Annotated in this window: 33 protein-coding genes; 16 read left to right on the top strand and 17 right to left on the bottom strand. The window is 67.7% G+C overall.

The genetic code is table 11. The features are described from left to right. Nucleotides 1-81: 81 nt before the first annotated feature. The 4 genes from MNR01_RS13600 (at nucleotide 82) to MNR01_RS13615 (ending at nucleotide 2,599) form a co-directional block, all read left to right on the top strand. Entirely contained in the window at nucleotides 82-519 is a 438-nt protein-coding gene (locus tag MNR01_RS13600; protein WP_241918305.1) for a hypothetical protein, read from the top strand. A 73-nt stretch (nucleotides 520-592) separates the two neighbouring features. Beyond that, nucleotides 593-1,021, top strand: coding sequence for a hypothetical protein (locus tag MNR01_RS13605; protein WP_241918306.1), 429 nt, complete (start codon nucleotides 593-595; stop codon nucleotides 1,019-1,021). 109 nt (nucleotides 1,022-1,130) lie between these two features. Continuing rightward, nucleotides 1,131-2,036, top strand: coding sequence for a phosphogluconate dehydrogenase (NAD(+)-dependent, decarboxylating) (gnd, locus tag MNR01_RS13610; protein WP_241918307.1), 906 nt, complete (start codon nucleotides 1,131-1,133; stop codon nucleotides 2,034-2,036). 125 nt (nucleotides 2,037-2,161) lie between these two features. After that, nucleotides 2,162-2,599: a hypothetical protein gene (locus MNR01_RS13615; RefSeq protein ID WP_241918308.1), complete on the top strand. Its 438-nt coding sequence runs from the start codon at nucleotides 2,162-2,164 to the stop codon at nucleotides 2,597-2,599. 122 nt (nucleotides 2,600-2,721) lie between these two features. Here the strand turns inward: MNR01_RS13615 and MNR01_RS13620 are convergent, their stop codons facing one another. Continuing rightward, nucleotides 2,722-3,045 (bottom strand): hypothetical protein, encoded by a 324-nt coding sequence (locus MNR01_RS13620; protein WP_241918309.1) that lies wholly within the window; start codon nucleotides 3,043-3,045, stop codon nucleotides 2,722-2,724. Nucleotides 3,046-3,277: 232 nt separating this feature from the next. Here MNR01_RS13620 and MNR01_RS13625 point away from each other — a divergent pair, with 232 nt between their 5' ends. Then, nucleotides 3,278-4,102 carry an N-acetylmuramoyl-L-alanine amidase gene (locus MNR01_RS13625; RefSeq protein ID WP_241918310.1) on the top strand — a complete coding sequence of 275 codons (825 nt, stop codon included), beginning with the start codon at nucleotides 3,278-3,280 and terminating at the stop codon, nucleotides 4,100-4,102. Between the two features lie 30 nt (nucleotides 4,103-4,132). Here the strand turns inward: MNR01_RS13625 and MNR01_RS13630 are convergent, their stop codons facing one another. The 3 genes from MNR01_RS13630 to MNR01_RS13640 form a co-directional block, all read right to left on the bottom strand. Further along, complete coding sequence (locus MNR01_RS13630; RefSeq protein WP_241918311.1) at nucleotides 4,133-5,434, bottom strand: APC family permease; 1,302 nt, start codon at nucleotides 5,432-5,434, stop codon at nucleotides 4,133-4,135. Nucleotides 5,435-5,696: 262 nt separating this feature from the next. Beyond that, nucleotides 5,697-6,230, bottom strand: a complete 534-nt coding sequence (locus MNR01_RS13635) for an outer membrane beta-barrel protein (protein WP_241918312.1) — start codon at nucleotides 6,228-6,230, stop codon at nucleotides 5,697-5,699. 227 nt (nucleotides 6,231-6,457) lie between these two features. After that, nucleotides 6,458-6,601 (bottom strand): hypothetical protein, encoded by a 144-nt coding sequence (locus MNR01_RS13640; RefSeq protein ID WP_241918313.1) that lies wholly within the window; start codon nucleotides 6,599-6,601, stop codon nucleotides 6,458-6,460. Between the two features lie 84 nt (nucleotides 6,602-6,685). Between MNR01_RS13640 and MNR01_RS13645 the strand changes: the two genes are divergently transcribed. Both MNR01_RS13645 and fnr read left to right on the top strand, forming a co-directional pair. After that, nucleotides 6,686-7,144: a hypothetical protein gene (locus tag MNR01_RS13645; RefSeq protein WP_241918314.1), complete on the top strand. Its 459-nt coding sequence runs from the start codon at nucleotides 6,686-6,688 to the stop codon at nucleotides 7,142-7,144. Between the two features lie 187 nt (nucleotides 7,145-7,331). Continuing rightward, nucleotides 7,332-8,096 (top strand): fumarate/nitrate reduction transcriptional regulator Fnr, encoded by a 765-nt coding sequence (gene fnr / locus MNR01_RS13650; protein WP_241918315.1) that lies wholly within the window; start codon nucleotides 7,332-7,334, stop codon nucleotides 8,094-8,096. A 42-nt stretch (nucleotides 8,097-8,138) separates the two neighbouring features. Here the strand turns inward: fnr and MNR01_RS13655 are convergent, their stop codons facing one another. From MNR01_RS13655 to MNR01_RS13710, 12 genes are all read right to left on the bottom strand, one after another. Next, on the bottom strand, nucleotides 8,139-8,861 hold the full coding sequence (locus tag MNR01_RS13655; protein WP_241918316.1) for a sulfite exporter TauE/SafE family protein: 723 nt from the start codon (nucleotides 8,859-8,861) through the stop codon (nucleotides 8,139-8,141). Further along, nucleotides 8,851-9,039 (bottom strand): cbb3-type cytochrome oxidase assembly protein CcoS, encoded by a 189-nt coding sequence (ccoS, locus tag MNR01_RS13660; protein WP_241918317.1) that lies wholly within the window; start codon nucleotides 9,037-9,039, stop codon nucleotides 8,851-8,853. The genes MNR01_RS13655 and ccoS overlap by 11 nt, the downstream gene beginning before the upstream one ends. Continuing rightward, nucleotides 9,036-11,480 (bottom strand): heavy metal translocating P-type ATPase, encoded by a 2,445-nt coding sequence (locus tag MNR01_RS13665; protein WP_241918318.1) that lies wholly within the window; start codon nucleotides 11,478-11,480, stop codon nucleotides 9,036-9,038. The genes ccoS and MNR01_RS13665 overlap by 4 nt, the downstream gene beginning before the upstream one ends. A 54-nt stretch (nucleotides 11,481-11,534) precedes the next feature. Beyond that, nucleotides 11,535-12,044, bottom strand: a complete 510-nt coding sequence (locus MNR01_RS13670) for a FixH family protein (RefSeq protein WP_241918319.1) — start codon at nucleotides 12,042-12,044, stop codon at nucleotides 11,535-11,537. Beyond that, nucleotides 12,044-13,603 carry a 4Fe-4S dicluster domain-containing protein gene (locus tag MNR01_RS13675; RefSeq protein WP_241918320.1) on the bottom strand — a complete coding sequence of 520 codons (1,560 nt, stop codon included), beginning with the start codon at nucleotides 13,601-13,603 and terminating at the stop codon, nucleotides 12,044-12,046. The genes MNR01_RS13670 and MNR01_RS13675 overlap by 1 nt, the downstream gene beginning before the upstream one ends. A 15-nt stretch (nucleotides 13,604-13,618) precedes the next feature. After that, nucleotides 13,619-13,915 (bottom strand): hypothetical protein, encoded by a 297-nt coding sequence (locus MNR01_RS13680; RefSeq protein WP_241918321.1) that lies wholly within the window; start codon nucleotides 13,913-13,915, stop codon nucleotides 13,619-13,621. 11 nt (nucleotides 13,916-13,926) lie between these two features. Next, a complete protein-coding gene (gene ccoP / locus MNR01_RS13685; protein WP_241918322.1) occupies nucleotides 13,927-14,859 on the bottom strand; it encodes a cytochrome-c oxidase, cbb3-type subunit III in 933 nt (310 codons plus the stop codon). Then, nucleotides 14,856-14,999 (bottom strand): cbb3-type cytochrome c oxidase subunit 3, encoded by a 144-nt coding sequence (locus tag MNR01_RS13690; RefSeq protein WP_158733963.1) that lies wholly within the window; start codon nucleotides 14,997-14,999, stop codon nucleotides 14,856-14,858. Before MNR01_RS13690 ends, ccoP begins: the two co-directional genes overlap by 4 nt. Nucleotide 15,000: 1 nt before the next feature. Continuing rightward, complete coding sequence (gene ccoO, locus MNR01_RS13695) at nucleotides 15,001-15,615, bottom strand: cytochrome-c oxidase, cbb3-type subunit II (protein ID WP_241918323.1); 615 nt, start codon at nucleotides 15,613-15,615, stop codon at nucleotides 15,001-15,003. Between the two features lie 7 nt (nucleotides 15,616-15,622). Next, nucleotides 15,623-17,062, bottom strand: a complete 1,440-nt coding sequence (ccoN, locus tag MNR01_RS13700; protein WP_241918324.1) for a cytochrome-c oxidase, cbb3-type subunit I — start codon at nucleotides 17,060-17,062, stop codon at nucleotides 15,623-15,625. 175 nt (nucleotides 17,063-17,237) lie between these two features. After that, nucleotides 17,238-17,444 (bottom strand): twin transmembrane helix small protein, encoded by a 207-nt coding sequence (locus MNR01_RS13705; RefSeq protein ID WP_241918325.1) that lies wholly within the window; start codon nucleotides 17,442-17,444, stop codon nucleotides 17,238-17,240. Then, complete coding sequence (locus MNR01_RS13710) at nucleotides 17,441-17,791, bottom strand: hypothetical protein (protein ID WP_241918326.1); 351 nt, start codon at nucleotides 17,789-17,791, stop codon at nucleotides 17,441-17,443. The genes MNR01_RS13705 and MNR01_RS13710 overlap by 4 nt, the downstream gene beginning before the upstream one ends. 133 nt (nucleotides 17,792-17,924) lie before the next feature. On the opposite strand from MNR01_RS13710, the gene MNR01_RS13715 reads away from it, so the two are divergent. Then, on the top strand, nucleotides 17,925-19,346 hold the full coding sequence (locus MNR01_RS13715; RefSeq protein WP_241918327.1) for a PLP-dependent aminotransferase family protein: 1,422 nt from the start codon (nucleotides 17,925-17,927) through the stop codon (nucleotides 19,344-19,346). 64 nt (nucleotides 19,347-19,410) lie between these two features. Further along, a complete protein-coding gene (locus tag MNR01_RS13720; RefSeq protein WP_241918328.1) occupies nucleotides 19,411-20,211 on the top strand; it encodes a lytic transglycosylase domain-containing protein in 801 nt (266 codons plus the stop codon). 10 nt (nucleotides 20,212-20,221) lie between these two features. Here MNR01_RS13720 and MNR01_RS13725 read toward each other — a convergent pair whose 3' ends face one another. Beyond that, on the bottom strand, nucleotides 20,222-20,719 hold the full coding sequence (locus tag MNR01_RS13725; protein WP_241918329.1) for a hypothetical protein: 498 nt from the start codon (nucleotides 20,717-20,719) through the stop codon (nucleotides 20,222-20,224). A 195-nt stretch (nucleotides 20,720-20,914) separates the two neighbouring features. Here MNR01_RS13725 and MNR01_RS13730 point away from each other — a divergent pair, with 195 nt between their 5' ends. The 7 genes from MNR01_RS13730 to MNR01_RS13760 all read left to right on the top strand — a co-directional run bounded on the left by MNR01_RS13730 (nucleotide 20,915) and on the right by MNR01_RS13760 (nucleotide 25,290). Beyond that, nucleotides 20,915-21,442, top strand: a complete 528-nt coding sequence (locus tag MNR01_RS13730; RefSeq protein WP_241918330.1) for a hypothetical protein — start codon at nucleotides 20,915-20,917, stop codon at nucleotides 21,440-21,442. A 40-nt stretch (nucleotides 21,443-21,482) separates the two neighbouring features. After that, nucleotides 21,483-21,671, top strand: a complete 189-nt coding sequence (locus tag MNR01_RS13735) for a CPXCG motif-containing cysteine-rich protein (protein ID WP_241918331.1) — start codon at nucleotides 21,483-21,485, stop codon at nucleotides 21,669-21,671. A 407-nt stretch (nucleotides 21,672-22,078) separates the two neighbouring features. Further along, complete coding sequence (locus MNR01_RS13740; RefSeq protein WP_241918332.1) at nucleotides 22,079-22,438, top strand: EF-hand domain-containing protein; 360 nt, start codon at nucleotides 22,079-22,081, stop codon at nucleotides 22,436-22,438. Nucleotides 22,439-22,539: 101 nt separating this feature from the next. Next, nucleotides 22,540-23,253, top strand: a complete 714-nt coding sequence (locus MNR01_RS13745) for an HAD family hydrolase (RefSeq protein ID WP_241918333.1) — start codon at nucleotides 22,540-22,542, stop codon at nucleotides 23,251-23,253. Between the two features lie 183 nt (nucleotides 23,254-23,436). Beyond that, a complete protein-coding gene (locus MNR01_RS13750; RefSeq protein WP_241918334.1) occupies nucleotides 23,437-23,910 on the top strand; it encodes a hypothetical protein in 474 nt (157 codons plus the stop codon). Between the two features lie 193 nt (nucleotides 23,911-24,103). Beyond that, nucleotides 24,104-24,766 (top strand): hypothetical protein, encoded by a 663-nt coding sequence (locus MNR01_RS13755; protein ID WP_241918335.1) that lies wholly within the window; start codon nucleotides 24,104-24,106, stop codon nucleotides 24,764-24,766. Nucleotides 24,767-24,801: 35 nt separating this feature from the next. Continuing rightward, nucleotides 24,802-25,290 (top strand): GNAT family N-acetyltransferase, encoded by a 489-nt coding sequence (locus MNR01_RS13760; RefSeq protein WP_241918336.1) that lies wholly within the window; start codon nucleotides 24,802-24,804, stop codon nucleotides 25,288-25,290. The last annotated feature ends 24 nt before the right edge of the window (nucleotides 25,291-25,314 follow it).

Below are 25,314 nucleotides of genomic sequence, written 5' to 3' on the forward strand. Positions count from 1 at the left end.
GGGTCACGTTGCCCGGCCCGCGTCGCGGCCCGCACCGTGCTGGGCCTAGAATGCCGGTACAGGCAACAAGCAAGGAACCCCATGTCCCGCAACTCCAAGGTCAAGCGCGCGGTCCGCAGGAAGAACGAACCCAAGCGCCCGATCCGCCGCCTTGGCGCGTCGCTGCAACCGCACGCCCAACTGCTCGACAACAACGGCAATGCGGTCGGCGGAGTCGGCTGGCGCGACGGCCAGTGGCTCCTGGTGCTGGCCGGGCAGGTGGTCGCCAGCAGCGACAGCGCGGCGATGGCGCTGGCGATGCTGCGCCATGTCGTTGCCGTGCAGGCCGACGCCGGCACCGAACTGGAGCTGCATGCCTCGCCGCCGCTGCTGACCGCGGCGGCGCGTGAAGCCGCCGTGCACGAGCAGACCCTGGAGGAGTACCTGGGCGCGCTCGAGAACGAGCGCAGGAGTCGCGACGAGGAGGATGCACCGCCGCGTCCGTCAGCCGGCCTGGAAGCGCCGACGCGCCTGCAGTAATCCACCGCTTTTTTCTGGCCTGCACGCGGGGCGGGGCGCGTTGTTCCGGACACAGGGAACCGGAGCAGAACCCATGCGCACCCAAGGAATGTGGCTCACCGCGGCCCTCGTGGGCATGGCGGCGGCGAGCATGCCAGTGACGGCGACCGCGCAGGACCTGCGTCCGGAGTCGCTGAAGCTCTACGGCGGCATCTACTCCCCCGATTGCGGCAACGCCGCCGCACCGCAGGTGCGCATCGCCGCCGATGGCCTGCAGATCAGCGCCAGCGGCAAGAACGTGCGCACGCCGGCGCGCATGGACTCGTACACCAGCTTTGGCGGCGCACCGACCTCGGCCGTGCCGGAGGGCTACAAGGTCGAATTCATCGGCGACGACTTTTCGCTGTACGTGTTCGAGGACGCCAAGGGCACGTACGTGCCGCTGGAAGGCTATGTCCCCAGCGCCGCGGCGATCGTCGGTGGGGCGATGCAGGCCCGTTTCGGCCGTTGCGGCGGCAGCTGATCGCGGGCGTTCGCCCGTCCTCCATCGCAGAACGCGTACGCTTCCCTTCCACGGCGGGCGGCGCGTGGCTGGTGCTTCGCCCGCGCGATCCCACAGGCGAGGAGGCAGCATGGAACTGGGCATGGTTGGTTTGGGCCGGATGGGCGCGAACATGGCCGAACGGCTGGTGCGCAATGGTCATCGCGTCGTCGGTTTCGACCCTGGCGCACCGGCGCGCGAACAGGCGGCCACACGGGGCGTGGAAGCGGTGGCGTCACAGGCCGAACTGATCGCCGCGTTGCCATCGCCACGCACACTGTGGCTGATGGTGCCGGCAGGCGACGCGGTCGATCGCACCATCGATGAACTGCTGCCGCAACTGGGTGCGGGCGACGTCATCGTCGATGGCGGCAACTCCAACTACAAGGACTCGATGCGGCGCGCGCAGCGCCTGGCGGAGCACGGCATCGCCTGGATCGACTGCGGCACCAGCGGTGGCGTGTGGGGCTTGAGCGAGGGCTACAGCCTGATGATCGGCGGCGACGAAGCGGCAGTGGAGCGGCTGCGGCCGATCTTCAGTGCGCTGGCACCGACGCCCGACAGCGGTTGGGGACGGGTCGGTCCCAGTGGCGCCGGACACTTCGCCAAGATGGTCCACAACGGCATCGAATACGGAATGATGCAGGCCTACGCCGAGGGCTTCGCGATCATGCAGCGCAAGTCCGACTTCGGCCTCGACCTGGCGCAGGTGGCGCAGATCTGGCGCCATGGCAGCGTGGTGCGTTCGTGGCTGCTCGACCTCAGCGCCGATGCGCTCGGCCGCAACCCGCAACTGGACGGTATCGCCCCCTACGTCGCCGACTCCGGCGAGGGCCGCTGGACCGTGGCCGAGGCCATCGATCTGGACGTGTCTGCGCCGGTGATCACGCTGTCGCTGCTGGAGCGGCTGCGCTCGCGCGAAGACGACTCCTTCGCCGACAAGCTGCTGGCGGCGATGCGCAACGAGTTCGGCGGCCACGCCATCCGCAAGACCTGAGCGGGCCGGCCAGCGTCCAGCTCGGCCGGCGGGCAGGGCGGTCGCCATGCCGCAGTGCGGCAACACGCAGCCAGGCAGGCGGGTAGTCTTGCCGCAGGGCATCCCGCCCCTGGGGAGAGGGAAACATGACCACTGTCGTTGCGTCGTCGCGTCCCACCAGTTACTGGATCATCGCCACGCTTGCGCTGGTATGGAACCTCATCGGCGTCTACATGTTCTACATGCAGATGAGCGCAGGGACGGCGCAGATGGCGGCGTTGCCGCCCGAGCAGCAGCAGATCATCGAAGCCACGCCGACCTGGCTCAATGCCGCCTATGGCGTGGCCGTGTTCGGCGGCGCGTTCGGCGCGATCGGGTTGCTGATGAAGAAGCGCTGGGCGGTCGCCCTGTTCCAGCTGTCGCTGGCGGCACTGGTCGTGCAGATTGCCGGCACCTTCGTGGTGACCCCGGCATGGGGCCTGCTGGGCCCGATCGGACTGGCGATGCCGGCCCTGATTCTCGTCATCGCGCTGTTCCTGCTCTCTTACGCGAGCAAGGCCGCGGCCCGGCGCTGGATTGGCTGAACGGATCGGCTGAACGCATCGGCTGAGCAGATCGGCTGAGCAGATCGAAGGACATCGCCGCGCCCTGCGGCGATGTCCGGTTTCCCTAAAGATCGCGACCCGGACGAATCAGCCGGAGTGCATCAGCGCGCGGTGTCCACCTGCCGCGGCGTTCCGGCGATCACGCGCCCGCCGGTACTCGCACCGGCGTTGCACGCGGCCACGGACTCGAGGCCCGGTTGCGGTGGCGGGGCATCGTTGCGCGGCGGCGGAGACGGTGCACTCGCGAGTCGGTGGCCGAAGAACAGGTTGGCCAGGACCAGCAGCGCCACCAGTGCCGTCGCCGGCAGCCACACGCCTTGCGGCTGGAGCAGTACGGCCACGGCCGTCACCGCCCCCATCAGCAGCACCGTGACCCAGAATCTGTATTCGACCGCGGCGTGCAGCGCGGCAATGAGGATGTCCAATCCCGTCCCCTGATTCGTCCAGCGCGAGAGCATAGCCACGGCTGTCCACGCTCGCGACAGGACCCGGCTGCGGGTCGCAACGTCCAGAACCATGGCTGTGGAACAATGCGGACGCCAGTCACCGTCACCGGCAACAGAACCGACCCGATGGCGATACGCACATCGAGCAACCGCGCACGCAACCGTGCCCTGATGACGGGACAGGGGTTGCCGTGAACGCAAGGAGATCCGGATGAAAGCAGTCATCGCCGTCGTGGCCAGCGCACTGATGCTTGCCGGTTGTGCGAGCGCGCCGCCGGCCGCACCCAATCCGCCGCCCGAGTGGCGGCCGTCGCTGAACTACAACGCCCGCAGCGCGCAGATGATCATCATCCACCAGACCGAGATGGAATCGGCCGAGGCGGCGTTGCTGACGCTGCAGACCCGCAATTCCACCGGGCGCGTCAGCGCCCATTACCTGATCGGGAAGGACGGTCGCCTGTACCAGCTGGTGGCCGAATCCGAGCGCGCATGGCACGCCGGTGCATCGAGCTGGGGCGGCGTGTCCGACCTCAACTCCGGCACGATCGGCATCGAACTGGACAACGACGGCGTCGCACCGTTCAGCACGGCACAGATCGACGCGCTGTTGCGCTTGCTGGACAACATCACCGCGCGCCTGGACATCCCGCGCCACCTGGTCATCGGCCACGGCGACATCGCGCCGTCGCGAAAGCGCGATCCGAGCGCGTTGTTCCCGTGGCAGCGGCTGGCCGAAGCCGGTTATGGCCTGTGGCCGCAAGCGCCGCTCGCCGCGGCGCCGGCCGGGTTCGATCCTTGGGTGGCATTGCGCCTCATCGGCTACGACCTGCGCGACCCGGCCGCGGCCGTGCGCGCGTTCCATCGCCACTACCGCGGCAACGAGGACGAGCAGTGGCTGCCCGGTGATGCCGGGATCCTCTACGACCTGCAGCGGCAGTTGATGGAAATGCCAGACCCGGTCCCGGTCCCGGTCCCGGTCCCGGCCCCGGTGCCGGTGCCAGTGCCAGTGCCAGTGCCAGTGCCAGTGCCAGGGTGACGGGCCCCGGTTGCGCTGTGCTTTTCCGGGCTACGCGGGGTGCGGCGCGCGGCGGAACTTGTAGATGATCGCGCCCACCAGCAATGCCACCGCCGCTGCGAGCAGGTTGGCGGCGCTGGCGCTGGCAAGCAGCCCGAGGCTGAGGGCAATCGCCGCGAGCGGGATCAGCGGCCCGAAGGGCAACTGCAACGCACCGTCGTGATGGCCGTGGCGGCGGCGCAGCACCAGCACCGAGCAGGCGGTGCCGATGTAGGTGCACAGGCGCGACACGACCGACAGCAGCGCCAGTTGCACGAACGAACCCGACAGTGCCAGCGCCAGCGAGATCACGCCGATCACCACGACCGCGACCGCTGGCGTGTGCAGGCGCGGATGGATCGCGGCGAGCGAGCGCGGGCCGTAGCCGTCGGTGGCCAGCGCCAGCAGGTAGCGTGGCGCCATCATCACGGTGTTGCTGTTGGTGCCCAGGATCGAAATGCTGGCGCCGACCGTCATCAGCAGTGCCAGCGTCTCGCCGCTGAAGCCCGCGGCGGCCTGTGCCAGCGGCGTCGAGGACTGGGCCAGGCCCGGCAGCGTGCCCAGGGCGACCCATTGCACGCTGACATAGACCAGCGTGACCGTGGCGATCATCGTCAGCAGTGCGAACGGCACGTCACGGCGTGGATTGCGATACTCGCCGGCAGCGGCCGGGAGGTTCTCGAAGCCGGCGTAGGCGAACAGCAGCAACAGTGCCGCTTCGGCGAGGGTCTTGGAGGTGACCGGTGCGTTGGCTGGCGAGGCCAGCGCGGCATCGACGTGGAAGACGCCGATGGCCACGAACAGAAGCAGCGGCAGCAATTTGCCGATGGCGAGGATGACGCCGGTCCGTGCCGCGGCGCGCACACCGATCACGTTGATCACCACCAGCAGGCCGAGCGATCCGGTGACGATCGCGACCCGTGGCAGGCCCGATGCGGCGGCAGGCCAGTAATGGGTGACGGCTTCGGCGAGGCCATTGCTCAGCGCTGCGGCCGTGGCCAGGCGCGTGAGCAGCAGCATCCAGCCGACTTCGAAACCGATGAAGGGTCCGAACGCTTCGCGTGCATACAGGTAGCCACCGCCGGGGCCATCGAAATAGCTCGCCGCCTGGGCATAGCACAGCACCAGCAGGCTGACCGCGAATCCGGCCAGCAGCACCGCCCAGAGGCTGGCCGGGCCCAGCAGCGCCGCGGCGGCGGCCGGCAGCAGGTAGATGCCGCTGCCGATCACGTCGTTGATCGACAGGCCCACGATCTGCCATCGACTGACGGCGCGGATGGTCGAGGTGGGGTGTGTCGTTGCCTGCTGGTCCAAGGGCATTGCCTGTACTAGGGCGATATGCCGAGAGTGCCTGATGCTGCGCTGCGGATGCCACTTCGGGGGCACGAGAAATGCGCTCGTCCCGAGGGCGGTGTTGCGCCTGCGGAGCGGCGGCGTCCGCCGGGCTGGGGGTTGCTCCGCCGCCGGAACCCGGGTGCGCTGCGCTTACCCGGGCTACGAGACTGTTCGAGACAGCAGCGCAAAAAAAGGCCGCCGGCTTTCACCGGCGGCCTCGTTCTCGCACAGCTCGCTGTGATCAGAAGTCGTAGCGGACCTGGATCTGCGCCAGGTCGAGGTCGGTGTCCTCGATCTCGAAGCGGCTGTACTCACCGCGAAGTGCGACATGGTCGGTGAAGCGATACTGCACGCCGACGCCATAAGTCGGATCGGTGCCGCTGTCATCGTCATTGCCGACAACGCCCGGGATCGCCGTGTCGAGATCCCAGCGCTGGAAACCGGCCTTGGCGTAAGCCGAGAAACTGTCGGTGATCGGCACCGTGCCGACCGCGGTCAGGTACACCGAGTTGGCCTCGAGTTCCGCACCGTTGCCGCGCGGCTCCAGCTTGCCGAAATCGGCGTAACCGGCCTCAAGGCCGAAGTAACGGTTGAACTGGTAACCGCCGAACACCGAGAACGCAGTGTCCTCGTCGTCATAATTGCCTTCATCGACAAACGACTGGCCAACGCCGGCACCGGCATAGAAACCCTTGTCGGCAGCCTGCGCGCCGAAAGCGGCGGCGCCTGCGAGGACGGCGATGAGGGCGCGGGAAAGCATCTTGTTCTTGCTCATTGCTGTACTGACTCCTGCAACGGTCACCGCGGCCAATCGGGGGAGGGAGCGGTGGCGTCTGCGATGGGCCCCGGCGGAATGCCTGGGCAGCCATCGCTGCACGGAATAAGTGGGTCTGCGCCTGCGCAGCCCAAGGGCGGAGTCGGGGGATTCACTGTCCCGTGTCTGGAACACGTGCGCTCTGGCGCCTCGCACGGGCGCCGACTTTTCCGACTCTGGCGGAAAGGTCACGGGATGCCGTGAAATCGGGCAAGCCGCCATAGGATCGGCAGTGCCGCGACCGTAACTGTGATCCTCGTCTGGTTGCCGTCGCGGGCGATCCAGGGGGCTATGACGATCGCCAGATGCGTGCCAGCCAATGGCTGCTTCATGGTGCCCGCTCCTCTGGTCGATCCCCCCATCTTCTGGACAATTCAAAGCAGGGAGCCATGTGCATGTTTTCAAGGAATCTGGTGTTGGCAGTCGTACTGGCAGGCAGTTGCCTGGCCGTGCCCGCGGCGAAGGCGGCGGACGACAAGCCGTTCGATACCGTCGCGGTGATGGAAAAGCAGGACCGGATTCGCCGTGATCTGTCGGCCGGTACCGCCGGCTTCGATACGCTGTCGGCCGACAAGCGCCGCGAACTGCTGAGCCGCCAGGATGCCCTGATCGGGATCATCGACGGTCGCCGCTACGAGGACCTGAGCGCCGAAGAGCGCGCCAAGGCGTCTGGCGAGATCGCATGGATCGATTCGGTCTCCAGCCAGGTCGCCGACGAGCGCCAGGTGTGCGAACGCATCAAGAAGGCGGGCAGCAATCGCGTCGAGCGCGTATGCATGACCGCGCAACAGAAGCGCGAGGCACGCGAACGGGCGCAAAGGACCTTTGAAGGCCGACGCTCCGGGCCGGAGAACGATCCGTCCACGGGTCTCTGATCTTCCGGTGACGCGGGCGTTCATGCAGCCACGGGCATAGTGGCCATGCACGCCCCGCCAGAGGGCGGCACACAGGGTCGAGTGTGTGGTGCGAGAGGCGGCTTCGGCCGCCTTTCGCTTTCTTGCCTGGTGGCGACATTGCGACTCGTTCGCGGCGCCGAGCCGGGCCATGCGACAATAGCCGCCGATGAACGACGCTGTTGACCTCGACCTGGCCTGGCTGCGCCGCAGCTGCGCGCAATGCTCGCTGCAGCAGCTGTGCCTTCCGGCCGGCATTGACGCCGATGAACTGAACCGCCTCGACGAAATCGTCCGGCGACGACGCACCCTCGCTCGTGGCGAGCGGCTGTTCCGCATCGGCGATCCGCTGGCCTCGGTCTTCGTCGCCCGCGACGGCGCCTTCAAGACCGTCAGCATCAGCGAGGATGGCGAGGAGCAGGTCGTCGGCTTCCACCTGGCCGGTGAACTGATCGGCCTGGATGCCCTCGGCGACGGCGCGCACCGCTGCGAAGCGGTCGCGCTGGAAAGCGCCAATGTCTGTGATGTCCCGCTCGACCAGCTCAGTGCCGTGGCCGCGCAGTTGCCGACGTTGCAGCACCAGCTGCTGCGCGTTATCGGGCACAGCCTCAATCGCGACCAGGATCATATGGAGATGCTGGTCCGGCGCCAGGCCAACGAGCGCATTGCCCTGTTCCTGCATGGCCTGGGCGAGCGCTTCCGCCAGATCGGGCAGTCACCCCTGGCATTCCGCCTGCCGATGAGCCGCGAGGACGTCGCGCGTTACCTCGGCCTGGCGCTGGAAACCGTCAGTCGCGGTTTCACCCGGCTGCAGGACGATGGCGTGATCGCAGTGCACGGGCGGCGCGTGGAGATCCTCGAAATCGACGCGCTGGAGCGTCTTGCGCACGGCGCCGAGAGCAGCGAGCCGAAGCGGCAGAAGGCGGCGCACTAGCCGTCCAGTGCCGTCAAGCCGGCCCTGTCGGATGAGCAACGCTCACACCGGCAAGCTGCCACACCCCAGCACCGCCAGCAGCGAATGCAATGCCGGCACCCGCATCAGCCACGGCGCCGTCAGCGTCAGCACGCCGGCAGCCAGCACCAGCGTTGCCGCGGCGTTGCGCCAGCGCGTCTGCAGCCAGCGGCCCAGGCGTGCGCCGCTCATGGTCAGTGGCAGCATCACCGGCAAGGTGCCCAGGCCAAACGCGGCCATCGTCAAAGCACCGTTGAGTGCGCTGGCCTGCAGCCACGCCGCGACCAGCAACGTCGTGCTCAATCCGCAGGGCAGCCAGCCCCACAGCAACGCCAGGCCCAGCCGTCGCGCGCGCGTGTCGGCGGGCAACAGCCGTTGTTGCAACGGTCGCAGCAATTGCCAAAGGCGATTGCCGGGGCGTGACAGGAACGCCAGCCGACCATGCCGGTCGAACAACCGCAGCGCGACGATCACCAGCACGATGCCGACCAGCATGCGCGCGGCCAGCGCCAGTCCCTCGATCCGCGCCACCTCGACGATGCCATGGCCAAGGCCGCCGGCAATCGCGCCGGCAATGACATAACCGCCGACACGCCCGAGGTTGGCTTCCAGTGCGATCCGCCCGGGATGGCCGGTTGCCGTCGCCGAGAATCCGGTGGCGATGCCGCCGCACATCGCGGCGCAGTGCACGCCGCCCAGCAAGCCGCTGAGCAGGGCCGCACCGAGGGTCAGCCAGTCAATCGGCATCCGCGCCTTCCTGCGGTGGTGGCGACGGCGCGGCAGGCGGCGCGTCTTCGCGCAGGATGTCGATGGCGGGCGTGTCGAGATCGTCGAACTGCCCGCGCCGCACGGCCCACACGAACGCCCAGATCGCGATGCCCAGCAGGACCAGGCTGATTGGCACGAGCAGCAGCAGGATGGTCATGGCCGCGTCCCGCCAGCCGGACGCCGCCCCAGGCGCAGTGCATTGAGCGTCACCAGCAGCGACGAGAGCGCCATGCCGACCGCGGCGATCCACGGCGTGACGTGGCCGGTGGCGGCCAGCGGCAGCGCAAGCAGGTTGTAGCCCAGCGCCCAGATCAGGTTCTGGCGGACGATCACCTGGGTGCGGCGGGCGAGCGCGATTGCTTCGGGGATGCGCAACAGCGAAGGGCTGGTGACGACGAAGTCGGCCGCGCGCTGTGCCAGCGCCGCGCCTTCGGCCATCGCGATCGAGACGTCGGCACCGGCCAGCACCGGTGCATCGTTGAGGCCGTCGCCGACCATCGCAACGACATCGCCGCGCGATTGCAGTTCGCGAACGTGCGCCAGCTTCTGTTCGGGCGTCTGCCGCGAGCGCACCGTATCGATGCCGATCGCGGCCGCGAAGCGCCGCACCGGCGCATGCGCATCGCCACTGCACAGTTCGACCTGCAGGCCTTGCGCCCGCAAGGCCTCCACCGCGGCATGCGCGTCCTCGCGCCTGGCTTCGCTGACGGTGAAGCGGGCGACCGCGATGCCATCGCGGCCAAGCCAGAGTGCGCCGTCGTCCTCGCCACCGACGGCGAATTCGGCGCGACCCAGGCGCCAGTTGGCGTCTCCGATCCGGGCCTGGATGCCGTGACCGGGAGTGCTGTGCAACTGCTCGGCGCGATAGTCGCTGTCGATGTCGGCGAAGGCGTGCGCCAGCGGATGGCCGCTGTCGCGCTCCAGCGCTGCGGCAATCGCCAGCGCGTCGTCCGGATCGGTGCCGTCGAAGATGCCGACCGTATCCAGCTGCGGACGGCCGTTGCTGAGCGTGCCGGTCTTGTCGAACACGACGCGGTCGACGCGTGCCAGGGCCGACAGCGCGTCGCCGCGCAGTCCGAGCACGCCCATCCGCGCCAGCGCGCCGTGCGCGGCCGTCAGCGCCGTGGGGATCGCCAGCGACAACGCGCACGGGCAACTCACCACGAGCAGCGCCAGGGTCACTTCGAGCGCGCGAGCCGGGTCGTGCTGATGCCACCAGGCGTAGACGGCGAGCGCACACGGCACCAGCACCAGCACGAAACCGCTGGCGACGCGCTCGGCGACGCGGGCCAGTGCCGGACGCTCGCCCTGTGCCTGTTCGACCAGGCGGGTCAGCTGCGACAGGCGCGTGTCGTTGCCGACCCGGGTTACGCGGATGCGTGCGGCCTGTTCGCGGCAGAGGCTGCCGGCCAGCGCGGTCGCGCCGGGCGCGTGCTGCACCGGCGCCGATTCGCCGGTGATCAGCGCCTCATCGAAACCGCAGGCGTGATCGAGCAGCACGCCGTCGGCCGGCACCGATTCACCGGAGGACACACGCACGATGTCGCCGATCGCAAGCTCACCCAGCGCCACCTGTTCGCGCGTGCCGTCGGCGCGCTCGCGCGTGGCCAGCGCCGGCCGCGCCCGCGCCAGTGCGTCGACCTGTGCACTGGCGACGCGTCGCGCGCGCTGTTCGAACATCCGCGCCACCAGCAACAGCAGCACGAACATCACCGCGGCGTCGTACCAGACGTGCGCACCGCCACGGACCGTTTCGACCAGGCTGGCGAAGTAGGCCAGCAGCGTCGAGGACGCGATCAGCGTGTCCATGCCCAGGCGGCGCCCGCGCAGCTCGCGCCACATGCCTTCCAGGAACGGCCAGCCGGAATAGAACACCACCGGCGTCGACACCAGGAAAGTGATCCAGCGGAAGAAATCGCGCGTGGCCAGCGGCATCTGCCCGGCCGTGTCCAGGTACAGCGCCTCGGCGAACATCATGGCCTGGATCGCACCGAGCCCGGCCACGCCCAGACGGATCAGCCAGCGCCGGCGCTCCTGCTTCTGCGCCTGCTCGCGGGCATCGCCGGTGGCCAGCCACGGCCGATAGCCCAGGGCGTTGAGCCGTGACATCAGCGCCGACAGCGCGACCTTTTGCGGGTCCCATGCGACGACGATGCGACCGGTGACCGCGTTGGCACCGGCATCGAGCACGCCCGGAATGCGATGCAGGGCGCGGTCGACCAGCCAGGCGCAGGCGGCGCAGCGCATCGCGTCGGTGAGCACGGTGATCTCGCGGCCGCCGGGGACGTGGCGGCTGTGCTCGGCGAGGACGACTTCGCGGTCCCAGCCAGCGAAGTCTGCGGCGTCTGCATCGACACGGCCGGCGGGCACGGTGCGCAGGCGGTAGTAGTCCTCCAGCGCGGCCTGCTGGATCCAGTTCGCCGCCGCGGCGCAGCCGTTGCAGCAGAACAGGTGCCCGCCGTTGCCCACCTCGCCGTTGCGAGTCGATCCCGCGCCCGCCAGTGCCTCGCCACAATGGTGGCAAACACCCGCGGCCGCACCGCCGTGGATGTCGCCACGGCGATCGTCCGGAGCCAGCGCGGTCTGCGTGACGCTCATGCCGACATCATCCCCCAATCATCGCAACTGCATCGACCATGGGCCGGCGCCGCGTCAATCGTCCGCCAGCGCCGGGGCCAGGTGTGCGGCTTGCTGCCCGGCCGGCAGCCGGCCGCGCAGGCGCCAGCTGCCGTCAGCCGGCGAGAGCTGCAGCAGCCAGTCGTGGTCGGACGCCGGTTCGATGTCGGCACGCCAGCCCAGCTCGCTCGGCTTCAGGATGACGGTACGATCCTGCGCCGCCTCACTTGGATGGGAAAGGACCAGCGTCAGTGGCTCGTCGCGGCGCACGTCGCCTTCGCCGAAACCGCCGCCGACCGGCAGCAGCTCGACCATGTCCTTGCCCACGCGCAGCACTGCCGACAGCTTCAGTGCCTGCGCGCGCGCATCCGGGCCCAGTTCGGTGACCTGGATCTGCGCGGTGCGCTGGACCGGATCGATCACCGCATCGGTGCTGCCACTGCGCACGGCGACCACCACCAGGCCGACGCCTGCGACGATCGACAGGACCGGCAGGCCGATGACCAGCCACATGATCGGCATGCGCAACGGACCGGCGCGCTCCATCACATCGGCCCGAAGAAGGTGGAGGGAACGTCCGCCTGCGCGGCGCCATCGATGCGCTGCACCTTGAAGACGATCTCCTGCTTGCCGCGCACGTCCTTCGGCGAGGACAGCGTCAGCGGCAGGTTGAGCACCTGCTCGGCGGGGGCATCGATGACCTGGGTGCCACCGCTGGTGCCACTGCCGACCAGGGCGATTCCGGCCGGCGCCTGCACGGTCAGGCGGAAGCGCTGCGCCTTGACGTCCTTGTTGACCAGCTTGAGGGTGTAACCATTCTCGATACGGCCGTCGCCGGTCTCGCGGTAGAGCGCGTTGCGGTCACGAAGCACTTCGGCGATCAGCGGGCTGCGGTGGCCCACGCCCCACGCCCAGCCGGCGCACAGCGCGAGCAGCAGCAGGCCGTAGACGAACACACGCGGGCGCAGCACGCGCGTTGGCTTGCCGTCGATCGCGTTCTGCGTGGAATAGCGGATCAGCCCCTTCGGGTAGCCCATCTTGTCCATCACATCGTCGCAGGCATCGATGCAGGCACCGCAGGCGATGCACTCGTACTGCAGGCCGTTGCGGATGTCGATGCCGGTCGGGCAGACCTGCACGCAGATCGTGCAGTCGATGCAGTCGCCCAGTTCCTCCGGCGCGAACTTCGGCAGCGGGGCGACCTTGAGGCCGGAGTCGGTGACCGCAGTCGTGCCGGCTGCAACCACCGAGCTGACGGCGTAGTGCGCGGCCCGCATCGCGTAGTCATAGGCGGTGGCCGGATCGAGCAGGCCACGGCGCTCGGCCGCGCCCGTCATGCCGCGCTTGCGCGGGCCGCGCGGTTCGCCGCGCATCGGGTCGTAGGCGATGATCAGCGTGTTGCGGTCGAACATCGCGCTCTGGAAGCGCGCATACGGGCACATGTACTTGCACACCTGCTCGCGCAGGAAGCCGGCATTGCCCCACGTCGCCAGGGCGTAAAACAGCACCCAGAACAGTTCCCAGTTGCCCCAGCCCGGCGCACTGCCGAACAACGGCGTGCGCGCGGCCAGGTCGGTGATCGGGGTGAAGAAGCCGACGAAGGTGAAGCCCGTCCACAACGCGAACACCAGCCACAGCGCGTGCTTGCTGCCCTTGCGCAGGATCTTGTTGCGGTTCCAGGGGCCTGCGTCGAGCTTCATCCGCGCATTGCGGTCGCCCTCGGTCCACTGCTCCATCCACAGGAAGACCTCGGTCCACACCGTCTGCGGGCAGGCGTAGCCGCACCACAGGCGGCCGGCGAGGGCGGTGAAGAAAAACAGCGCGAAGCCGGCGATGACCAGCAGCATCGCCAGGAACACGAAGTCCTGCGGCCAGAAGTTCAGCCCGAACACGTAGAACTTGCGCGCCGGCAGATCGAACAGCACCGCCTGGCGGCCGTCCCAGCGCAGCCACGGGAACACGTAGAACATGCCCAGCAGCAGCACCACCGCGATCTTGCGCCAGGTCTGGAAGCCGCCATCGACGTCGCGCGGATAGATCTTGCGCTCGCTCACGTACAGCGCGCTGCCGTCATCCAGCAGGTCGAGGGGGATCTTCTTGGTCATGGGGTAGTACTCGGCTCACTCCGGCGGCAATGGCCGGTTGTAGCGACTGGCAGGGCGAAGCAGGATCCACGTGAACGCGCTGGAGGCAGCGGTGGCCAGCCAGAACATGAAGAAGGCGATGCTGTATCCGAGCGTGCGTGTCAGGGGCAGATCGGGGAAGGTCATGTCGCGCAGCGCCAGCGGATCGACGAAGGCGAAGAACACCATCGTCATCACCGCCGCCGAGAAGAAACTCGGCCACAGGATCGCCCCGAGCCGCTGTGCCAGCGGACGGGGCGGATGATCGAAGCGCGGGACGGTGTAGTCGGGCATGGGCCTGTCGGTCAGCGGGTCGCAGTGGTGGCGGGCTTGCCGGAGTGCGACAGCGACCAGACGTAGGCGGCTACCAGGCGCGCGCGCGTCTCGCCGATGATCTGCCGGTGCGCCGGCATGCTGCCGTGGCGGCCGCTGGTGATGGTCTGGCGCATGCTCTGGGTGGTGTTGCCGTACATCCAGTAGTCGTCGGTCAGATCGGGGGCGCCCAGTTCCTGGTTGCCCTTGCCGTCGACGCCGTGGCAGGCCACGCACACGCCGTTGTAGAGACTCTTGCCCTGCGCGGCCATGTAGTTGTTCTGCATGCTGTCCGGATCCGACAGGGTGCGCACGTAGGCGATGACGTAGTCGACCGCGTTGTCGCCGCCCATGCCGGTCAGGACCTTGCCCCATTCGGGCATCACGCCCTCGCGACCATCCAGGACGGTCTGCAGGATCCGGTCGGGCGAGCCGCCCCAGTGCCAGATGTCGTCGCTGAGGTTCGGATAGCCGATCGCGCCGCGCGCCGACGAGCCATGGCAGGTCGCGCAGGTGTTGTTGAAGATCGAGCGTCCCAGCGCCACGGCCCTGGGATCACGCGCGATCACGTCGATCGACTTGCCCGCATACGGAGCGAAGGTCTGCTCGAGCTTGGCGTCGTCGCGGGCCTTGTCGGCGGCCTGCTCACCGACCGACGTCCACTTGCTGACGCCGGCGAACGCACCCAGGCCCGGGTAGTAGATGAGATAGCCGATCGCGAAAACGATGGTGAGGTAGAACAGGTTGATCCACCACCGCGGCATCGGCTTGTTGTATTCGGTGATGTCGCCGTCCCAGTAGTGACTGGTCTCGGTCGGGCCCGGATCGCCGGGCTTGCGCTTGCCCGTCCACCACAGCAGCCACACGCAGCCCACGAGGTTGAGCACGACGATTGCAATCACGTACCACGACCAGCCCGCGCTCATTGCCGTGTCTCCTTGCCTTGCTCATCCAGCGGCAGGCGAGCCGCCGCATCGAATTCCTGCCTGCGCCGGGGGCTCCAGGCCCAGATCCAGCCGGCCACGAACAGCACCAGCAGCACCGCGGTGACGATTCCGGACACCATCTCAGCCTCCCCTCGGTGCGTGCTTGCCCAGGCCCTGCAGGTAGGCGACCACGGCTTCGAGTTCGGTCTTGCCGTTGACCGCCGCCTGGGCGCCGGCAATGTCTTCGTTGGTGTAGGGGTCGCCGATGCGCTTGAGCGCGCGCATGCGACGCTCGACGTCGGCACCGTCGATCCGGTTCTCGGCCAGCCACGGGAAGCCGGGCATGTTCGACTCCGGCACCACGTCGCGCGGATTCAACAGATGCACGCGATGCCAGTCGTCGGAGTAGCGGCCGCCGACACGGGCGAGGTCCGGACCGGTGCGCTTGCTGCCCCACTGGAACGGATGGTCGTAGACCGACTCACCGGCCAGCGAGTAATGGCCGTAACGCTCGGTCTCGAAACGAAGCGTGCGCACCATCTGCGAATGGCAGTTGTAGCAACCCTCGCGGACGTAGACGTCGCGGCCGGCCAGTTGCAGGGCGGGGTAGGGCTTGACGCCGGGCAGCGGCTTGATCGCCTCGGCCTGGTACATCAACGGCACGATCTCGGCCAGGCCGCCGAACGACACGGCCACGGCGATCAGCACTGCCATCAGGCCGACGTTGGTTTCGACTTTCTCGTGTGCGTGACTCATGTCGACCTCAGGCGTGGGCGCGGGCAGTGTCCGGCGGCAACACCGGGGTCGGGACGGGATTACCGGCCTGCTGCCAGGTGCGGATCACGTTCCAGGCCATGAGGAACATGCCGGCCAGCACCACCAGGCCACCGGCAAGGCGACCGAGGTAATAGGGGTATGTCGCGTTGAGTGCCTCCACGAAGCTGTAGGTCAGCGTGCCGTCGGGGTTGGTGGCACGCCACATCAGGCCCTGCATCACGCCGGCGATCCACATCGAGGCGATATAGAGCAGCACGCCGACGGTGTGCAGCCAGAAATGCAGGTCGATGGCTTTGACCGAGAACATTTCCTTCTGCCCCAGCAGGCGCGGCAGCAGCGAATAGAGCGAGCCGATGGAGATCATCGCCACCCAGCCCAGCGCGCCGGCGTGGACGTGGCCGACGGTCCAGTCGGTGTAGTGCGAGAGCGAGTTGACCGTCTTGATCGACATCATCGGTCCCTCGAAGGTGGCGATCATGTAGAACGAGATCGCGACGATCAGGAACTTCAGGATCGGGTCGGTCCGCAGTTTGTCCCAGGCACCCGACAGGGTCATGATGCCGTTGATCGCGCCGCCCCAGCTCGGTGCCAGCAGCACCAGCGAGAACACCATGCCCAGCGACTGCGCCCAGTCCGGCAGCGCGGTGTACTGCAGGTGGTGCGGACCGGCCCACATGTAGATGGCGATCAGCGCCCAGAAGTGCACGATCGACAAGCGGTACGAGTACACCGGGCGCCCGGCCTGCTTGGGCACGAAGTAGTACATCATTCCCAGGAAGGCCGCGGTCAGGAAGAAACCGACCGCGTTGTGCCCGTACCACCACTGCGCCATCGCATCGACCGCGCCGGAGTACATCGAGTACGACTTGCCCAGCCCGACCGGTATCGCCATGTTGTTGACGATGTGGAGCAGGGCGATGGTGATGATGTAGGCGCCGAAGAACCAGTTGGCCACATAGATGTGTCGCACCCGGCGCTTGACGATGGTGCCGAAGAAGACGACACCGTAGGCGACCCAGACCGCGGTGATCAGCAGGTCGATCGGCCATTCCAGTTCGGCGTATTCCTTGCCCTGGGTCAGGCCCATGGGCAGGGTGATGGCGGCCGCCACGATCACCGCCTGCCAGCCCCAGAAGGTGAAGGCGGCAAGCTTGTCGGAGAACAGGCGGACGTGGCAGGTGCGCTGCACGATGTAATAGCTGGTCGCAAACAGCGCCGAACCGCCGAAGGCGAAGATCACCGCGTTGGTGTGTAGTGGCCGCAGGCGGCCATAGCTGAGCCAGGCGGTGTCGAAGTTCAGCGCCGGCCAGTACAGCTGGGCGGCGATGAGCACGCCGACCGCCATGCCGACGATGCCCCAGAGCACCGTCACCGCGGCGAACTGGCGCACGATCTTGTCGTTATAGGTTTCTGCAACCGCTTGCATTTGGGCGTGCCCCTTTCCGTGCGCCGGGTCGGCGGCATTCTATGAACGCGCCTTCCGTGCGCGTTTGACCTGGATCAATTTGCTTCCGGGCGTGCCGGCGATACGGGTTTCCTGCTGCCGGCAGCGCCAACGAGCCTAGTGCGCGGGGCGTGAAGGCCGTTTCATTTGGTGACGGTCATGTGCCGACGCCGTGCGGCTGGATGAGACCCGTCGCAATGCCTGCCGCAACCATCCCGATCAGCGCGATCGACAAGCCGATCCGCCACGTCAGGGCATTGACTGCGCGCTTGCTCTGGCCCCGGTCGACCAGCATGTAATACAGGGCGGCGCCGAGGTTGTAGACGATCAGGCCGAGGAAGGCGACGACGAACAAGGTTTTCATGGGGAGGCCGGACTCTGGCTGGCGTGCGGTTGGCGGGCGCGCAGGCGCGAGAACCAGGCCCGGCGCAGGAGCAGGGCGACGGTCATCACCCCGAGGTAGAGGCCATAGGCCAGCGAGGTCGCCAGGACCTGCTTCCACATCGGTCCGAAACCGGGGTCGGCATGCCACATGCCCCAGTACATGCCGGCCATGGCCGCGGCGGTGGCCAGCACCAGGGCGGAGGAATCGGCCAGCGTCCGCGCCGGCCCGCGTGGCTGGCGCGGGTAGAGCCAGTACAGGACCGAAAGGATCGCAAACCAGGGGGCGAACAGGATCAGGGCGAGGTGCAGCTGCACGTCCGCGGACATGGCGGTCGGGCTCGTGGTGGGGAATGCGCGCAGTCTAGGCTGCGGGTATCAGTCGTAATAGAATCAGAAATGGTCAGAAAAACCGTATCAGATTGCCGCCCGGCCTCCCTCCGGGCCCTGGCCTGATCACCCCATGAAGCGTTACCAGGCCCTCGCCGACGACATCGCCCATTCCATCCAGGCCGGCGTCTTCCGGCCCGGCGAGCGCCTGCCGTCGGTGAGGCAGACCTGCGCCGCGCGCCGGCTGAGCCCGGCGACGGTGTTCCAGGCCTACTACCTGCTGGAGGCGAGGGGCCTGGTCGAATCGCGCGCGCGCTCGGGCTACTACGTCGCGCAGCGACCGCGGCTGTTGCCGCCGGAACCGGAGATCGCCTCGCGCCCCGACGGCGACTCCCGCAGCGTCGATGTCAGCGAGCTGGTCTTCGACGTCCTGCAGTCGGCAATGGATCGCGACGTCGTGCCGTTCGGGTCGGCCTTCCCGAGCCCGCTGCTGTTCCCGCTGCCGAAACTCGGCCGCGCCGTCGCCGCCACCGCGGTGGAACTCGATCCATGGAGCACCGTCGACGACCTCACCCCGGGCCTGGGCGAGCTGCGTCGGCAGATCAGCCAGCGTTACCTGATCGACGGCATGGAAGTGGCAGCCGACGAGATCGTGATCACCAACGGGGCGATGGAAGCACTGACGCTGGCGATCTCCGCGGTGACCCGCCCGGGTGATGCGGTGCTGGTGGAATCGCCGTGCTTCTACGCGGTGCTGCAGACGCTGGAGCGCAACGGCCTGCACGCGATCGAAGTGCCGACGCATCCGCGCGACGGCATCGACCTGGTTGCGCTGGAAGCGGCCATCGCCCGCCATTCGCCGCGCGCATGCTGGCTGATGCCGACGTTCCACAACCCGCTCGGCGCGACCGTGCCGGAAGCCGGCAAGCGCGAGCTGGTCGCCTTGCTGGCCGAACACGCGATCCCGCTGATCGAAGATGACGTCTATGCCGAACTGCATTTCGGACCGAAGCGATTGCTGCCGGCGAAAGCATTCGACCGCGACGGCCTGGTGATGCATTGCTCGTCGTTCTCCAAATGCCTTGCGCCGGGTTATCGCATCGGCTGGGTCGCCGCCGGACGATTCCGCCAGGTGATCGCGCGCAACAAGCTCACCACCACGCTCAACACCAACGTGCCGGCGCAACTGGCGATCGCACGCTACCTGCAGCGCGGCGGCTACGATCGCCACCTGCGCCGCCTGCGCTCGACCCTGGCCGCGCAACAGGAGCAGTACATCGCGGCCGTGGCGCGCTACTTTCCGGCGGGCACGCGGGTGACGCGACCGCTGGGTGGCTACTTCGCCTGGATCGAGCTGCCCGCCGGCAGCGATGCGCTGGCGCTGCAGCGGCAGGCGGTGCACGACGGCATCAGCATTGCGCCGGGGCCGATATTCTCGGCCAGTCGCGGCTTCGGCCATTGCCTGCGACTCAACTTCGGCCACCCGCTCGACGAGCGTGCCGACGCCGCGTTGCAGCGACTGGGCGCCATGGCTGTTCAGGCCACGCCCGCGTAGCCAGCGTGCGGCGATCACCGGCGGCTTCATCTCCCCTATAGGTGCGCTGCCTAGAATCCGCCGGATGAGCCGGTCGAATACCGCCGTTGTCGCCCTGCTGGCCGTGCTGGCACTGTCGATCGCCGCGCCAGCGCAGGCGCGCAAGGTCTACCGTTGCGTCCGCGACGGCACGGTCAGCCTCTCGACCGCGCCGGAGCCCGGTTCACGCTGCAAGGCGCGCGAGATCGACGACAACGCGGCCGCCCTGCCAAACCTGTGGGGCAGCAGCGGCGCAGTCAGCGGTACGCTCTATCAGCGCGAGCAGGACGGCAAGGTCGTGTATGGCACGCGCAAGTTGCCAGGTTCGGTGAAGGTGCTCGCGTTCACCGTGCCTGCGCCGCCCGGAGAGCCGGCGCACGTCGGGCTCGGACAGGTCGGCCCAGCGCAGCTCGACCGCTACCCGAAACAGTTCCGAGCTGCCGCGCGCGCCACCGGCGTCGACGAAGCATGGCTGCGCGCGATCGCGCACGCCGAAAGCGGCTTCGATGCCAATGCCGTTTCGCCCAAGGGCGCGCAGGGTGTGATGCAACTCATGCCGGCGACCGGTCGCGAGTACGGCGTGGTTGATCCGTTCTCGTCAGTGCAATCCATCGATGCCGGTGCGCGCCATCTGCGTGCACTGATGCGCCGCTACCACGACGACCTCACCCTGGTCGCCGCGGCATACAACGCAGGCATAGGCGCAGTCACTCGCTACGGTGGCGTGCCGCCATACGCCGAAACCCAGGCGTATGTCGCCAAGGTGCAGTTGCTGCACGAGCGCTATCGCACGGCATTGGGGCTGGGCAAGCCGGTGCCGGCGCGGACGTCGTCGGCGCTGCCGTGACGTCGCTGACTCAGGCCATTGCCTTGGTCGATTCGTAGGGCAGCGGCGTGGCGCCGGATGCGATCAGTGTCGATTCCAGCGCGTCGAGGAATTCCTTCTTGCCATCGAGCACCACCAGGATCCGCCCGGACTGGATCTCGGCATCGAACTTGCGCCGGATCGGGTCGGGAATGGACGAGCCGACCAGCGCCGATGCCCAGCAGCCCACGGCCGCACCGGCCACGGTCGCCGCCGCGGCGCCGGCCAGCGTCAGCCCGATGGGCGTGAGCACGACCGCGGCCAGGCCGGCGAGCAGGCCTGCCGCACCGCCGTAACCTGCGCCGCGCAGCGCCGCCGGGATCAGGTCGGTGTCGGCTTCCTTGCGCTCGTTGGGGATGTCTTCCAGCTCGATGTCCGAGCGCGCCACCAGCAGGATGTCGTCGTTGTCGACACCGGCGCCGCGCGCGGTATTCATCACCGCCTGCGCGGTGTCCAGATCGGGCGTGCTGAATACATGGCGGATCTTCATCGTCTCGCTCCTGGATTGCGATGGGAGCGCATGCGCCAGGCGTGCGTGGCCGGGCGGGCGCCCATCACTCGCAACGGTGCCTGCCAGCTTTGCCGCGAAAGGGTTAGAGGCGCGTGATGAGCACGCCGGCACGATGGCGGCTGCGACGACGGTGCTAAGGTGCCCTCCATCCAGAACCACGATGAGGTGGACAGAATGACGTCCCGTGCCAACCGCTCCAGGAACAACCGCTGCGCGACAGCACTGCTGGTTGCGACGACGCTGGTGCTGGCTGCCTGCAAGGCGCAGGCGCCGACGCCGCAACCCGAACCGGCAACGCCGCAGGTCACCGCGGACACCTCCGCCCAGCCTGCGCGCTCCACCGATGCGCCGCTGCCTTCGGAAGACGCCTCGCTCGCACCGGCAGTGACGACCCCGGCACTGCCATCGGCGTTCGTCGACAAGGTGTGGAAGGTGAGCAAGTCCGGCGCGGTGGAACCCGGCACTACTTATGTGTTCCTGGCCGACGGCACGCTGGTGATCGATTCGCCCAATGGCACGCCGATGCATGGTCGCTGGTCGTTCGATAAGGGTGCGCTGGTGATGGTCGAGGAAGGCATCAGCTATCCGACCGAGATCATCGCGATCGACGACTCGCAGTTCCACATCCGCAGCCACAATCCGGGCGAACCGGTCGACATCGAACTGGTGCCCGCTCCCGACCAGCCGCTGCCCAAGCCCTGAACCCATGGCCGGGCATGTCCCGGCCATCCAGGAGGAAGCCATGCTTCCCACCGTCGACGTGCAATGCCCCTACTGCGGCGAGACGATCACTCTGGTGATTGACGATTCGGCCGGTTCCCAGAACTACATCGAGGACTGCCAGGTCTGCTGCCGCCCCATCACGGTCGTCGTCGAGTTCGACGACGACGGTGTGCCGCAGGCCGATGTCCGCGGTGAAGACGAGGCCTGAGGCGCAGCGTCATCACGCCGGATCATCCTGGCAGATGCCGGGAACCACGCTGCCGCCCCTTCGCGAACCTCGCGCCGGATTGCCGGGCATGTCGTCCTGCTTGATCGATCGCGTTGGTTGACGCCGATGTTGGTAAAGGTTGTGTTGTGTTCAGCAAAACAACGGCGGCGCGGCGTGCTGGAATTTCCCACTGCGTCACATTCATCCGCCAACACGGTCACCTAAACGGCGCTCGGCTACCGTCATTCGCACGGAGTGTGGTTAAAAAAACGCTGGTTTAACGATTGCCGCCGCAGAAGCGTTCATGCGTGCGCCGGCAAGGTGGGGTCGTGCGGCACGTCAGGGGGCAACGTTGCCCTCCCGCGCATCGAAACTGGCTTCAAGGCCGCCCACTTCAGGAGACACGCATGACCATCCATTCCCGCAAGCCGCTGCTCGCCGCCGTCGCACTGGTGGCCGCGCTGTCCGCTCCGCTCGCGTTCGCCCAGTCCGCTTCGCCGGCGCCGGCCGCCCAGGATGCCGCCGCTGCCCAGGCCGAACCTGCCTCGGCTGCGCCGACCGCTGCGCCGCAGAAGAAGAGCTGGTCCGACGTCGATTCCAACAAGGACGGCGCGCTGAGCAAGAACGAGGCCTCGACCGTCCCGGCCCTGGGCCAGGTCTTCGACCAGGCCGACTCCAACGCCGATGGCGCGCTCACGACCGACGAGTACAAGGCTTACGTGGCCAAGGTGCAGACCGCACCGGGCAAGAGCAAGAGCGGCGGCTGAGCCTGCCGGCAACACCTCTCCCACGACAAGGGCGGCTTCGGCCGCCCTTGTTCTTTATGGGCATCGACCTGGGGCATCGACAGTTCCCTCATAATGCGCACATGAGTGACATCCAGCTGATCGGCTTCGACGCCGATGACACCCTCTGGCGCAGCCAGGACTACTTCGACCAGGCCCAGCTCGACTTCGAACGCATCGTCGGCGCGTACGTCGACCTGCACGACGCACGCGTGCTCGAACGACTGTACGAAGTCGAGAAGGGCAACATCGCCCTGTTCGGCTACGGCGTGAAAGGCATGGTGCTGTCGATGATCGAGGCCGCGGTCGACATCACCCAGTCGCGCATCAGCGCCCAGGACCTGCATCGCGTCGTCACCCTCGGCAAGGACCTGCTGCGTCATCCGGTCGAACTTCTGCCCGGCATCCGCGAAGCGGTCGAAGCGATCGCCACCGAGTTCGACGTCGTGCTGATCACCAAGGGCGACCTGTTCCACCAGGAAGCGAAAGTGCGGCAGTGCGGCTTCGCCGAGTTGTTCCGCCGCATCGAGATCGTCAGCGAGAAGGACACCGCCACCTACGCGCGCCTGCTCGAAGAGTTCGATCTTCCCGCCGAGCGCTTCGTCATGGTCGGCAACTCGCTGCGCTCGGACATCGCCCCGGTGCTCGAACTCGGTGGCTGGGGCATCCATGTCCCGTATCACACCAACTGGGTGCACGAGAACGAAGCCGACGTCGCCGACGATGCCCCGCGCCTGCGCCGCGTCGAGCACGCCGCCCAGCTCCCCGCCATGATCCGCCACCTGGCAGCCCCCTGACGTAGCCCGGGTAAGGCCAAGGGCCGCACCCGGGACCACTCAACGCGTCGCTCGCCAGACGTCCCAACCCCAACGCCAGCTAAGCGTCCACGGCGCCCCCCCGTTTCATTAAAAATCGGTTCACCCGCCTCACCTCATCTTGATGCCGTGCCCGCCGGGGGGTGGGCAACAAGGAGAATCAAGATGGCTACCGTCCTTTCCCGCTGGATGGCTACCGTGGTGTTGGCCGCCGGCCTGGGTACGGTCGCAATGGCGCCGACGCCGGCACGTGCCGGCGATGGCGACGACTGGGCACGGGTGATCGTGGATGTCGCCGACGTGATCTATCACGGCGGTTATCCCTATTCCCGCTACGACCGCGGTTACCGCGATCGCCTGATCGTCGTCCACGACTACGGGCGCCCGAGGTACTACCGCCGCGTCTACCGTTCGGGTCCGCCTTACGGCAATGCCTACGGCTATTACAACAACAACGGCAAGTGCAACAAGCACGGCAAGTGCACGACGCATTACTACGACGGTCGCTACGACCATCGCCGTGATCACGTCTACTACGACCGCGACCGCTACGACAACCGCTACGACGGCAATCGTTACGTCCGCTACGACGACCGTTATCGCGACGACCGTCGCTACCGCCACCACGACGACGATTGATCGTCGCCTGGCTGGCCCCGGCAACGGCACCCCGATGGGTGCCGTTGCCGTTTGTGGCGACGGGCCCCTCACGCCGCCTGCAGAAAACTCGTATAAATGCCCGGCAACCGCTTCCGCCCCGGGGGCGTGTTTTCAGAACCGGTTCACCGCAGCGCGCCCAGCATTCCCGCCAACGCAGTTGAGAACCCACCCCATGAATTCCCAGTGGAAGTCGAGATTTGCCGGGCTGTTCGTCGCCCTGGTTGGCTTGTCCAGCGCTGGCGCCGCTTCGGCCCAGGACTACACATACGGCTGGAATCCGCGCAGCGGCGACGTCTGGGTCGACACCTGGGCCAGCGACATGAACCGCTACGGCAGTCGCTACCGCGACCCGTTCGTCGACGAAATGGTGCGCTACTACGGCGCCCCGCGTGACCTGGTGACCGGCCTGCTGGTCGACCGCCGCTGGGCACCGGGCGACGTCTACCTGGCCTGTTCGATCGCATCGATCATCGGCCGGCCCTGCCGCTACGTTGTCGACATCTGGGAACGCGACCACGGCCAGGGCTGGGGCAATGTCGCCCAGGGCCTGGGCATCAAACCCGGTTCGGCGGAATTCCATCGCCTCAAGAAGGGCTTCGTGCCCAGCTACGACCGCTGGGGCCGCACGATCACCATCGACTCCGATCTGGAACGCGACTTCCCGGGTCGCGGCAAGGGCGCGCAGGGCAAGTCGAGCAAGGGCAAGCCGGCACAGGCGTCGACGGGCAACGGCAAGTCCAAGGGCACCAGCCAGGGGCAGGGCAAGGGTGCGAGCCAGGGCAAGGGCCAGGGTGCCAAGGACAACGGCAAGAGCAAGGGCAACGACAAACACTGATAGGTTGCCGCCGTGGGCAGCACTATCATGGCGGCATGAGCGACCCATCCCCCATCCGCATCGTCGACTACGCACCGCGTTGGCGTGACGACTTCGCCAAGCTCAATATTGAGTGGCTCGAACGCTGGTTCACGGTCGAGCCGATCGACCGTGAAGTGCTCGGCGACCCCGAGACACACATCCTCGCCAATGGCGGCCACGTACTGTTCGCCATCGACGCCGACGATCGCGCCGTTGGCACGGTCGCCCTCAAGTGCGAATCCGAAGGCGTATACGAGCTGACCAAGATGGCCGTCGCGCCGGAACAGCGCGGTGCCGGTGTCGGTCGACTGCTGATGCACGGTGCGATCGATGCCTTCAAGGCGCGTAACGGCCACGAGCTGTTCCTGGAATCGAGCAGGAAACTCGGCCCGGCATTGGCGCTGTACGAAAGCGTCGGCTTCCGCCATTACCCCGCGCCGCGCCCGGGCTCGCACTACGCGCGGGCGGATGTGTACATGGTGTGGGAGCCCGCGGCGTCCTGAGCCGGGGCTCAGCCGGCGGGCCTT

Source organism: Lysobacter sp. S4-A87, assembly GCF_022637455.1.
Classification (GTDB): domain Bacteria; phylum Pseudomonadota; class Gammaproteobacteria; order Xanthomonadales; family Xanthomonadaceae; genus Lysobacter_J.

Bases quoted from the DNA above. Each gene is read 5' to 3' on its own strand.
- gnd (WP_241918307.1), top strand. From the start codon at position 1,131: ATGGAACTGGGCATGGTTGGTTTGGGCCGGATGGGCGCGAACATGGCC.
- MNR01_RS13720 (WP_241918328.1), top strand. From the start codon at position 19,411: ATGAGCCGGTCGAATACCGCCGTTGTCGCCCTGCTGGCCGTGCTGGCA.
- MNR01_RS13725 (WP_241918329.1), bottom strand. From the start codon at position 20,719: ATGAAGATCCGCCATGTATTCAGCACGCCCGATCTGGACACCGCGCAG.
- ccoP (WP_241918322.1), bottom strand. From the start codon at position 14,859: ATGAGCGCGGGCTGGTCGTGGTACGTGATTGCAATCGTCGTGCTCAAC.
- MNR01_RS13655 (WP_241918316.1), bottom strand. From the start codon at position 8,861: ATGCCGATTGACTGGCTGACCCTCGGTGCGGCCCTGCTCAGCGGCTTG.
- ccoO (WP_241918323.1), bottom strand. From the start codon at position 15,615: ATGAGTCACGCACACGAGAAAGTCGAAACCAACGTCGGCCTGATGGCA.
- MNR01_RS13605 (WP_241918306.1), top strand. From the start codon at position 593: ATGCGCACCCAAGGAATGTGGCTCACCGCGGCCCTCGTGGGCATGGCG.
- MNR01_RS13750 (WP_241918334.1), top strand. From the start codon at position 23,437: ATGGCTACCGTCCTTTCCCGCTGGATGGCTACCGTGGTGTTGGCCGCC.
- MNR01_RS13600 (WP_241918305.1), top strand. From the start codon at position 82: ATGTCCCGCAACTCCAAGGTCAAGCGCGCGGTCCGCAGGAAGAACGAA.
- MNR01_RS13690 (WP_158733963.1), bottom strand. From the start codon at position 14,999: ATGGTGTCCGGAATCGTCACCGCGGTGCTGCTGGTGCTGTTCGTGGCC.
- ccoN (WP_241918324.1), bottom strand. From the start codon at position 17,062: ATGCAAGCGGTTGCAGAAACCTATAACGACAAGATCGTGCGCCAGTTC.
- MNR01_RS13640 (WP_241918313.1), bottom strand. From the start codon at position 6,601: ATGAAGCAGCCATTGGCTGGCACGCATCTGGCGATCGTCATAGCCCCC.
- MNR01_RS13680 (WP_241918321.1), bottom strand. From the start codon at position 13,915: ATGCCCGACTACACCGTCCCGCGCTTCGATCATCCGCCCCGTCCGCTG.
- MNR01_RS13735 (WP_241918331.1), top strand. From the start codon at position 21,483: ATGCTTCCCACCGTCGACGTGCAATGCCCCTACTGCGGCGAGACGATC.
- MNR01_RS13705 (WP_241918325.1), bottom strand. From the start codon at position 17,444: ATGAAAACCTTGTTCGTCGTCGCCTTCCTCGGCCTGATCGTCTACAAC.
- MNR01_RS13745 (WP_241918333.1), top strand. From the start codon at position 22,540: ATGAGTGACATCCAGCTGATCGGCTTCGACGCCGATGACACCCTCTGG.
- ccoS (WP_241918317.1), bottom strand. From the start codon at position 9,039: ATGACCATCCTGCTGCTGCTCGTGCCAATCAGCCTGGTCCTGCTGGGC.
- MNR01_RS13675 (WP_241918320.1), bottom strand. From the start codon at position 13,603: ATGACCAAGAAGATCCCCCTCGACCTGCTGGATGACGGCAGCGCGCTG.
- MNR01_RS13665 (WP_241918318.1), bottom strand. From the start codon at position 11,480: ATGAGCGTCACGCAGACCGCGCTGGCTCCGGACGATCGCCGTGGCGAC.
- fnr (WP_241918315.1), top strand. From the start codon at position 7,332: ATGAACGACGCTGTTGACCTCGACCTGGCCTGGCTGCGCCGCAGCTGC.
- MNR01_RS13730 (WP_241918330.1), top strand. From the start codon at position 20,915: ATGACGTCCCGTGCCAACCGCTCCAGGAACAACCGCTGCGCGACAGCA.
- MNR01_RS13615 (WP_241918308.1), top strand. From the start codon at position 2,162: ATGACCACTGTCGTTGCGTCGTCGCGTCCCACCAGTTACTGGATCATC.
- MNR01_RS13635 (WP_241918312.1), bottom strand. From the start codon at position 6,230: ATGAGCAAGAACAAGATGCTTTCCCGCGCCCTCATCGCCGTCCTCGCA.
- MNR01_RS13715 (WP_241918327.1), top strand. From the start codon at position 17,925: ATGAAGCGTTACCAGGCCCTCGCCGACGACATCGCCCATTCCATCCAG.
- MNR01_RS13740 (WP_241918332.1), top strand. From the start codon at position 22,079: ATGACCATCCATTCCCGCAAGCCGCTGCTCGCCGCCGTCGCACTGGTG.
- MNR01_RS13760 (WP_241918336.1), top strand. From the start codon at position 24,802: ATGAGCGACCCATCCCCCATCCGCATCGTCGACTACGCACCGCGTTGG.
- MNR01_RS13670 (WP_241918319.1), bottom strand. From the start codon at position 12,044: ATGGAGCGCGCCGGTCCGTTGCGCATGCCGATCATGTGGCTGGTCATC.
- MNR01_RS13710 (WP_241918326.1), bottom strand. From the start codon at position 17,791: ATGTCCGCGGACGTGCAGCTGCACCTCGCCCTGATCCTGTTCGCCCCC.
- MNR01_RS13625 (WP_241918310.1), top strand. From the start codon at position 3,278: ATGAAAGCAGTCATCGCCGTCGTGGCCAGCGCACTGATGCTTGCCGGT.
- MNR01_RS13755 (WP_241918335.1), top strand. From the start codon at position 24,104: ATGAATTCCCAGTGGAAGTCGAGATTTGCCGGGCTGTTCGTCGCCCTG.